Source organism: Qipengyuania sp., from assembly GCF_042095715.1.
Classification (GTDB): Bacteria; Pseudomonadota; Alphaproteobacteria; order Sphingomonadales; family Sphingomonadaceae; genus Qipengyuania.
Window position 1 is genome coordinate 21,883 of record NZ_JBELMO010000035.1, and the last position, 8,492, is coordinate 30,374.

8 protein-coding genes, 1 tRNA gene and 1 pseudogene are annotated in these 8,492 nt (G+C 62.9%); 1 reads left to right on the forward strand and 9 read right to left on the reverse strand.

Annotation, left to right across the window (positions count from 1 at the left end):
* Positions 1–7: 7 nt before the first annotated feature.
* Both ACFDTG_RS09685 and ACFDTG_RS09690 read right to left on the reverse strand, forming a co-directional pair.
* Positions 8–1,072 carry a Leu/Phe/Val dehydrogenase gene (locus ACFDTG_RS09685; RefSeq protein WP_375290830.1) on the reverse strand — a complete coding sequence of 355 codons (1,065 nt, stop codon included), beginning with the start codon at positions 1,070–1,072 and terminating at the stop codon, positions 8–10.
* Between the two features lie 59 nt (positions 1,073–1,131).
* Positions 1,132–1,208, reverse strand: a tRNA-His gene (locus tag ACFDTG_RS09690).
* Between the two features lie 205 nt (positions 1,209–1,413).
* On the opposite strand from ACFDTG_RS09690, the gene ACFDTG_RS09695 reads away from it, so the two are divergent.
* Positions 1,414–2,049, forward strand: a complete 636-nt coding sequence (locus tag ACFDTG_RS09695) for a prolyl hydroxylase family protein (protein ID WP_375290831.1) — start codon at positions 1,414–1,416, stop codon at positions 2,047–2,049.
* 104 nt (positions 2,050–2,153) lie between these two features.
* Here ACFDTG_RS09695 and ACFDTG_RS09700 read toward each other — a convergent pair whose 3' ends face one another.
* From ACFDTG_RS09700 to ACFDTG_RS09730, 7 genes and pseudogenes are all read right to left on the reverse strand, one after another.
* Positions 2,154–2,447 carry a hypothetical protein gene (locus tag ACFDTG_RS09700; RefSeq protein ID WP_375290832.1) on the reverse strand — a complete coding sequence of 98 codons (294 nt, stop codon included), beginning with the start codon at positions 2,445–2,447 and terminating at the stop codon, positions 2,154–2,156.
* A gap of 191 nt (positions 2,448–2,638) precedes the next feature.
* The gene (rpmE, locus tag ACFDTG_RS09705) at positions 2,639–2,866 is read right to left on the reverse strand and encodes a 50S ribosomal protein L31 (protein WP_375290833.1); all 228 of its coding nucleotides are present in this window, start codon (positions 2,864–2,866) and stop codon (positions 2,639–2,641) included.
* Between the two features lie 92 nt (positions 2,867–2,958).
* A complete protein-coding gene (gene fabZ, locus ACFDTG_RS09710; RefSeq protein WP_375290834.1) occupies positions 2,959–3,417 on the reverse strand; it encodes a 3-hydroxyacyl-ACP dehydratase FabZ in 459 nt (152 codons plus the stop codon).
* Positions 3,418–3,421: 4 nt separating this feature from the next.
* Entirely contained in the window at positions 3,422–4,090 is a 669-nt protein-coding gene (locus tag ACFDTG_RS09715) for an OmpH family outer membrane protein (RefSeq protein WP_375290835.1), read from the reverse strand.
* Positions 4,090–6,789 carry an outer membrane protein assembly factor BamA gene (gene bamA, locus ACFDTG_RS09720; protein WP_375290836.1) on the reverse strand — a complete coding sequence of 900 codons (2,700 nt, stop codon included), beginning with the start codon at positions 6,787–6,789 and terminating at the stop codon, positions 4,090–4,092. The genes ACFDTG_RS09715 and bamA overlap by 1 nt, the downstream gene beginning before the upstream one ends.
* A gap of 188 nt (positions 6,790–6,977) precedes the next feature.
* Positions 6,978–8,093, reverse strand: a complete 1,116-nt coding sequence (gene rseP / locus ACFDTG_RS09725; RefSeq protein WP_375290837.1) for an RIP metalloprotease RseP — start codon at positions 8,091–8,093, stop codon at positions 6,978–6,980.
* Between the two features lie 26 nt (positions 8,094–8,119).
* A pseudogene (locus ACFDTG_RS09730) lies at positions 8,120–8,492 on the reverse strand (1-deoxy-D-xylulose-5-phosphate reductoisomerase); the annotation flags it as partial.

The window sequence follows — 8,492 nt, forward strand, 5'->3', positions numbered from 1 at the left end:
GCTGGCGTCAGCGTCCGATAAGCTTTTGCGCCATTCGGTCGGCCACCTGATCCGGCGATAACCCGCTGGCATCGCTTTCGCGCCAGATTTCCTCCAGCCTACCCGGTATCAGTGCGATGCGCTTGCGAACCTCATTGAGATCGCAGGGCGCGCCCTTGTGGCGGCACAGATATTCCATCGTCACCGAGATGATGCCGCCGGCGTTGATCACGTAATCGGGCGCATAGAGGATGCCGCGCTCGGCGAGCATCGGGCCATGCCGGTCGCGGGCAAGCTGGTTGTTCGCGCCGCCAGCCACGATCTTGCAATCCAGGCGGGCGATACCTTCCTCGTCCAGGATCGCGCCGAGGGCATTGGGGCTGAAGACATCGCAGGAAACGCCCATGATCGCGCAGGCCGCAACCGTATCGGCGCCAAGTTCGGCGGCCAGCGCACGGGCCCGATCCTCGTTCACGTCGGCCAGGGTCAGCTTGGCCCCGTCCTTCGCCAGCAGTCGGGCGACGCCGCCACCCACGCTGCCGGTCCCCTGGATCGCGACATGCACGCCCTCCACGCTGTCCTTGCCCAGCTTGTGCTGAACCGCAGCCTTGATGCCGTGATAGATACCCATGGCGGTAAAGGGGCCGGGATCGCCGCCCGCGGCATCGTCGCCTTCCACCGGCAGGCCGGAGACGTAATCGGTCCGCTTAGCGATCGCGACCATGTCCTCTTCGGAAATGCCGACATCCTCGGCGGTAACATACTGGCCGCCCAGCGCTTCCACAGCATCGCCGAAGGCCGCCAGCATCGCCGGCGTTTTGTTCTTGGCGCTATCCGCCAAGATCACCGCTTTGCCGCCACCCATCGGCAGTCCGGCCATGGCGTTCTTGTAGCTCATGCCCCGCGACAGGCGCAGCGCATCGCGCATGGCGTTGCCAGGCTCGGCATAATGCCAGAAACGGGTGCCGCCCGCGCCCGGGCCCAGATGCGTGGAATGCAGCGCAATGATTGCCGTAAGGCCGGAAGCCTCGTCACGGACGAGCTGCACCAGCTCGTGGGAATCGTAATCCGGCTCGGTCCAGAATGCCGTCATGCGCGTCTAATCCCGTTCGCTTGGCCGCATGATGCGGCAATCGTTCAAAAGGGGGAGACTGGGGCGATCGACGGGGTTTGAACCCGCGACCTCCGGTACCACAAACCGGCGCTCTAACCAACTGAGCTACGATCGCCACATGCCCCCGCGCGGGGGCCTGACCCACGCGTGAAACGGGGCTGATAGACTCCGCGCACGCCCCGTCAAGCGCGGTGCGCAGCGGGCGCTGCCTGTTGCACAATCCCCGTCATTTGGGAAGCGAAAAACCATATCGCGGTAGGATCGCGCAATGATCTATCCCGGGCTTGCGGGAGGACGGTTCGCGCCCTTAAACCCAGCCCATGGATCGAGCAGGCGAATCCTCCGCAGACATTCTGCTGGCGAGGCCGGGCATGCAGCGATTGCCCAGCGACAAGATGGAACTCTTCCAGCTTCGCCAGTTCGTGCCGCCCGCCCTCGCCGCCGATCTTATCGCGCGCATCGAGGCGGATCGGCGGCCATCCACGCTCGCCGATTTCAACGGCGATACCTATTTCCGGACGAGCGAGACCTGCGATCTCGATCCGGATCTTCCCGAGACCAAGGCGCTCGAACACCTCCTGTTCGAACTTAACGGGATCGATCCTGACTACGGAGAGCCGGTGCAGGGCCAGCGCTATGCCCCGGGGCAGGAATTCAAGCCGCACTGCGATTACTTCAACCCCCAAGGCGAGGATTGGGACAAATACTGCTCGGTCGCAGGGCAACGCACCTGGACCTTCATGGTCTATCTCAACGACGTCGAAAGCGGCGGAGCGACCCGGTTCAAGACCATCGGCAAGTCCATCCACCCCGAAGCGGGCAAGCTCGTATGCTGGAACAATCGCTGGTCCGACGGGAGCCCCAACCCCAACACGCTGCATCACGGCATGAAGGTGCGCAAGGGAATGAAATACGTCATCACCAAATGGTACCGCGAAAATCCCGGCGGGTGGTAACGGGCTCCCGGACTTAGCTCAGGCCACCGCCGGAAACCGGGCCAGGTTGACATCGCGTTGACGCAGTTGACCCGGTCCTGCGAATAATGCCCTCGCCGACACGCTCACGACGAAATCACGTTCTGCGCCAACCTGGTGCGGAGTGTTTCGGGCAGGCTATCAAGGAACGCCTGCCCAGCGGCGTGGCTGGCAGATGTCTGTGCATCTGCCCAGCGCTGCGCGAAATCGAGGTCACGGCGGCGAGCCTTGTAAGCCGCTTCCCGCGACAGGCCGACGCTGGCGCAGGCCGCGGTAATGGATAGACCGCTCGCCAGCGAAGCCAGGAACCGGTCACGTCGCTCCGGGGTCCAGCCGTTGGCGCGGGCTTTGGTTGCGGCGTCGAAAGTCTGGTTTGGCATGATCCGTAATCTCCTCGAACAAAGCAGGAACGAATCAAGCCACATATACAGCCGGTGCCATGTAGGAAAATGGTTTTTCTGGGGGTGCCGGGCGGCCTGCCGACCCGCGCTCCCGGGGGCGGCGCGAACCCCCAAACGAAGAAGGGCGGCCCGCCGGGGCCGCCCTTTCGATATCGTGCCGGAAGCGGCGCTCACTTCTTCTTGAGCGACAATCCGCCAAAGCGCTTGTTGAAAGCGGCAACGCGGCCACCTTCCTGAATCTGCTGCTTGCCACCGGTCCACGCCGGGTGGCTGGTGGGATCGATATCCAGAGCGAGCACGTCGCCCTCGCTGCCCCAGGTGCTGCGGGTCTGGAATTCGGTACCATCGGTCATCTTGACGGTGATGGTGTGGTAATCGGGATGCGTTTCGGCCTTCATGGCATATCTCCATAGCTCGGAGCGGTTCCGACCGATCCAGCTGTCTGACGGGAAGGCGCGGCCCCTAGCCGCGACGACCCAAAATTGCAACCTTATTTCGGGGCGTCCGCGATCATGGCGGTGAAGGAGACCTCGCAGGTGGTCTTGCCTTCCACGCTCGCCTTGCCGGCGAACTTGCAGACTTTCGACCGCTTCTGGACGAAGCTCGCCTCAAGCTCCAGCAGGCAGCCCGGCGTTACGGGGCTGCGGAACTTGGCGTTCTCGATCGCCATGAAATAGACGAGTTGTCCCGAATCCTTCAGTCCCAGCGTCTCGATCGCCAGCACGCCGGCAGCTTGCGCCAAGGCCTCGATCTGCAGAACGCCGGGCATGATCGGCGAACCCGGAAAGTGACCCTGAAAGAACTGCTCGTTGAAGGTGACGGCCTTCACCGCCCTGATCCGCTCGTCGGGGACGATCTCGATCACGCGGTCGACGAGCAGCAGGGGATACCGATGGGGGAGGCGCTTCAGCACCTCCACCACATCGAACGTCTGGCCGATATCGCTCACCAGATCAGCGGCCGGTCGGCTGCGCCTGGTTGACCTGCTGGGCCTGCGCCTGCTGCTGTTGCGCGGCGGCGATCAGAATGCGCTGGATCCCTTGCTGGAGTTGCAGAACCTGCTGCGAAGGCTGCCATCCAGCAGGAACCGCGGTGGTCACGGTGGGCTTGCGCGCATCGAGCGCCGCTACGATGTCGCTCGTCACGTCCACGGCCGGCGGGGCCCACTGGATCGCGTCGGGCGAAAGCATCATCTGGATCTTCTTGGCTGAGACAACCTGCTGAAGCGCCGCATCATACTCGCGCACGAGCTGGTCCAGCACATAGGTCTGCGCAATCGTGATCGGCTGGCTGATCTGCTGAAGCTGCTGCTCCTTCTGCTGGATCTGCTGGACCACATTGGGCTTCGCATTGATTTCCGCGTCGGAAAGCTGGTTGTCATTGTTCGTATCCAGGCTCTTCTGAAGCGTGGCGACTTCCTGACGGACGGTGCCGATCTGCGTGATCTGAGCCTGATAGGTGGTGCCGATCTGCTGGTAACCCGTGTTACGGGCGGCTGCGCGGGCGATGGCCAGCTCCGGGCTGGCGGTGGCGATGCCGGCGACCTGCGCGGCGGCGGGAGCGCCCACGCCCATGGCTGTGCTGGCGAGTGCGATGGCGGCGAGTTTGAAAATCTTGGTCATCAGAACTGGGTTCCTACGTTGAAAGTGAAAAGTTTCGGATCGTCGCCCTCCACGACCTTGATCGCCTTCGCCACATTGATGCGAAGCGGGCCGAAGGGAGAATTCCAGTCGACGCCGATCCCCACAGAGACGCGTGGAGACGGCGAATCACCCAGGAAAACTTCCTGGAACGGGCCGATATTGCGGGTCAGCGGCGTGTTGCTCGCCCCGCCACAGGCTGGGGGGTTCGGGTTGATCGGATTCGTCACGACCGTTGTCGCGGATGGTATACACTGCCCCTGATCGTTCAGGGCGGCGGTGGTTACCTGGGTATAGAGCGCATTGCCATCGCTATCGCGGAACGGGAAGTCGATGCCGCCAGGATAGGGACTCGACTGTGTGATCGGGTCGGTCACGTTCCACAAGGCGCCAACCGCCGCGAAGATCGAGGGCCTGATCCCGAACTGACGAACACCCTCACCGAGGGGAATCTCGACTTCGGCCTTGCCCAAGTAATAGGCATTGCCGCCGATCGCATCATCGCCGCTGCGTTCGCGATCGGTGATGAGTTTGCCCTCACCATCATAGAAATACCGCAGCACGCGCGGACCGATGCCTCGAATATCGAACCCAGGGAACTGCGGTTCGCCAAGTTGGAAACGGTCGGTCAGACGGACATCATCCTGACCGGGAAGACTGCGGTCCTCGAAGCTGCGGATGGCGCCACCCTCTGCCTTGAGCGAAAAGATGAATCCGCTGCCGATATTCCAGAACTGAGCGGCACGGCCGCGGATACGCAGGAACTTGACGTCCCCGCCAAGGCCCGCGAATTCACCGGTCACCGACATAGACCGCCCGCGCGTGGGCCGGATGCGGCTGTCCGTGGTGTCCATCGCGAGCGTAAGACCGAGGATCGAGCTGGTCCGATTGCCAAGCGCGTCGCAAAGATAGCGGCCCGCCAGCAGCGGATCGCATTCGAGCAACGGCGGATTCTGACGGTCGGAGAAATAGGTCGATTCGTCCAGCGTCACATCGTCGATGTTGAAGGTGTAGCTGCCGATGAGGGAGGCATATTCGGTGAGCGGAACGCCCAGCCGAAGGGATGCGCCGGTGGTCGTCTGCTGGAACGTGGTGTTACGATCCCCGCTGGCGAAGTTGAAGTTGTTGTAGTCGCGGCGATAGATATCGACGCCGGCGGAAATGTTCTTGTCGAACAGGTAAGGTTCGGTGAAGCTCACCTGCGCCGATTTCGAATAGGACGAATAGTTCAGGCTGAGGCCGACCGTCTGCCCGCGACCGCGGAAGTTGCGCTGCCTGATCGAACCCTGGAGAATGAAGCTTTCGAGCGAGGAGAAACCGGCGGAAAGCTGGAGTTCGCCGGTGGCCTTCTCCTCCACATTGGCTTCCAGAATGATTCGGTCGGGCGCGCTGCCGTCGACCTGCGTGACTTCGAAGCCTTCCTGGAAATAGCCCAGCGAGTTGATGCGAGCGGTCGAGCGCTTCACCGCGAGCGTGTTGAAGGCATCGCCTTCCACCAGGCGGAATTCGCGCCGCACGACCTTGTCCTGAGTCAGCGTGTTCCCGTTGACATCCACCCGCTCCACATAGACGCGCGGCGCCTCCTGGATTTCGAAGGTGACATTCATCGTGCGATCTTCCGCATTGCGGGAGATGCGCGGGTTCACGTCGGCGAAGGCATATCCGAAGGTGCCGGCAAGATCGTTGAGCTGCTCGACCGTGTCCTCGACCCGCTGCTGGTTGTACCATTCGCCGGTCTTCATCGACAGATTGCCGGTCATGCGCTCGCTGTCGAAGTCGCGAAGCTGGCTGTCGACCTTCACGTCGCCGAACTTATAGCGCTCCCCTTCCTCCACCACATAGGTTATGATGAAGTCGCGCTTGTCAGGTGTCAGCTCCGCGACCGCCGACACGACGCGGAAATCGGCATACCCTTCCGTCAGATAGAACTGGCGCAGCTTCTGCTGATCGAAGGCCAAGCGATCGGGATCGTAGCTGGTGTTGGAACTCAGGAAGGTGGTCAGCCGCGCCTGCTTGGTGATCATCTCGCCGCGCAACTCGCCGTCCGAAAACGCCTCGTTGCCGATGATGTTGATCTGGCGGACCTTGGACTTGGGCCCCTCGTTGATCTCGAACACCACGTCCACGCGGTTTTGCGCCAGCTGAACCATCTTGGGCTCTACCGTCGCGGCGAAGCGGCCCTGGCGCTTGTAAAGTTCGATGATGCGCGCAACGTCGGCGCGTACCTTGGAGCGGGTGAAGATCTGCCGCGGCGCCAGCTTGATTTCGGGCAGGATCTTGTCGTTCTTGATCCGCTTGTTGCCTTCCAGCAGGATGCGGTTGATCACCGGATTTTCCACGATGGTGATCGTGACCTGCCCGTCATCGAAGGCGACGCTCGCGTTGGAGAACAGTTCCGTCGCGTAGAGATCCTTCAGAACCTCGTCGCCCACCGCCTGTGTCCACACATCGCCGGTGCGAAGCTTGATGTAGCTGAGGATCGTCTGCGGTTCGAGGCGCTGCGCCCCGGAAACCGCGATCGTCCTGACGACGTCCTGCTGCTGCGTCGCCGCAGGGGCAGCGAGCTGCGCCGCCTGGTCCTGCGCGAAAGCGGCCGACGGCAGCCCCGCAAGAGCGGATCCGGCCAGAAGCAGCGCGGCATATCCCGTCGCGGAAACACGCGATCGTGCGCGAACGGTCATTAGATTACCATTTGACAAGGAAGTCCTGTCCCTCACTTCATCGGACCTGGAAAAGCGGCTCGATGCCCGGCTGCATTAAGCGCCATCCGGCAGGCCGGGTCGGCAAAGGCCGCCCATTGCCCGAAGGTTGCCGCGCAATCAACCCGTGCGCTGAGCCTGTTCCCGTCCCTTCAGCCCTTTACCCCGGGTTATTTGCCGAAGAGGGGCAAACTCGCCAGGTCGTTCACCGTGACGAACAGCATCATCATGAGCACGATGGCCATGCCGGTGCGATACGCCACTTCCAATCCGCGCGGGCCGACCGGCTTCCGGCGGACCGCTTCGGCCGCGTAGAAAGCCAGATGCCCACCGTCGAGACCGGGAATTGGCAACAGGTTGATGAATGCCAAGTTAAGCGAGATCAGCGCGACAAAATTGATGAACGCCAGCGGACCCAGGCTGAGCTGTTCGCCGGAGTATTTCGCGATCTTGACCGGCCCGCCCAGTTCCTTGACCGAGCGTTCGCCGGTCAGGATCTGGCCGATGCCCGTCACCATCATGCGCACGATGCCGACGCTGTATTCCCCCGCCGTGACGATGCTGGAGATCGGCCCCATCCGCTCATAGGCGAAGGAGACGCCGGCGGGGCGGACACCAAGCAGACCGATGCGCGAAGCATTGCCGAAGCGATCCTCCTGCTCGACGCTGGCGGCAGTGATCGGGATGGTGCGTTCCGCCCCGTCACGCTCGAAGCTCACATCCAGACGCTTGCCCGGATAAAGCATCACCGCTTCCTGCAGATCGCGGAAATCGTCCATCACCTCGCCATCGATGGCGGTGATCCGATCGCCCACTTCCAGCCCCGCCGCCTCGGCGGGCGAGCCCTCGCTGAACCCAGCGACGGTAAGCTGGCTTTCCGGCGCCTGCGGAACGGGCTTCCCGACGAACATGAAGAAACCGGCGAAAATCGCCAGCGTCACCAGGATGTTCGTCGCGGGCCCCGCAAACACGATCAGCGCACGGCGCCACAGTGGGGCATGGTGAAAGCTCCCCACACACTCCTCCGCGCTGGCATGCGCCACCGCATCGGCATCGGGCACGCTGGCCGGGTTCATGTCGCCCTTGAACTGCACATAGCCGCCCAGAGGCAGGACGGAGAGCTTCCAGCGCGTGCCGCGCCGATCGGTAAAACCGGCGATTTCCTTCCCGAAACCGACGGAGAAAGCCTCCGCATGCACGCCGAACCAGCGGCCGACCAGATAGTGGCCAAGTTCGTGCAATGTAACCAGTGGCCCCAGCAGCAGCGGGAAACCGATGATATACATCCAGAAGGGAATCGATGCGTCCAAGGTCAGGCCAGCTCCAATGTCTCGCGGGCCCGCGCGCGGGATGCGGCATCCACCGCCAGCACATCGTCCAGCGAACGCGGCGCGGGCGGCTGATTGCCTGTATTGAGGACCCGCTCCACACTTACCGCAATCTGGGTGAACCCAATCTTACCGGCAAGGAAGGCCGCGACCGCGGTTTCGTTCGCCGCATTGAGCACGGCGGGCGCAGCCCCGCCCTGCTGCGCCGCTTCGCGGGCAAGGCGGGTTGCCGGAAAACGCACCTCGTCCGGTGCGAAGAAAGTCAGGCTGCCGATCGCGGCCAGATCCAGCGGATCGCACGGCGTATCCATGCGCTGCGGCCAGGCAAGGCAACTGGCGATGGGTACGCGCATGTCC

Bases quoted from the DNA above. Each gene is read 5' to 3' on its own strand.
- rseP (WP_375290837.1), bottom strand. From the start codon at position 8,093: ATGTATATCATCGGTTTCCCGCTGCTGCTGGGGCCACTGGTTACATTG.
- ACFDTG_RS09700 (WP_375290832.1), bottom strand. From the start codon at position 2,447: ATGCCAAACCAGACTTTCGACGCCGCAACCAAAGCCCGCGCCAACGGC.
- bamA (WP_375290836.1), bottom strand. From the start codon at position 6,789: ATGACCGTTCGCGCACGATCGCGTGTTTCCGCGACGGGATATGCCGCG.
- ACFDTG_RS09695 (WP_375290831.1), top strand. From the start codon at position 1,414: ATGGATCGAGCAGGCGAATCCTCCGCAGACATTCTGCTGGCGAGGCCG.
- ACFDTG_RS09685 (WP_375290830.1), bottom strand. From the start codon at position 1,072: ATGACGGCATTCTGGACCGAGCCGGATTACGATTCCCACGAGCTGGTG.
- ACFDTG_RS09715 (WP_375290835.1), bottom strand. From the start codon at position 4,090: ATGACCAAGATTTTCAAACTCGCCGCCATCGCACTCGCCAGCACAGCC.
- rpmE (WP_375290833.1), bottom strand. From the start codon at position 2,866: ATGAAGGCCGAAACGCATCCCGATTACCACACCATCACCGTCAAGATG.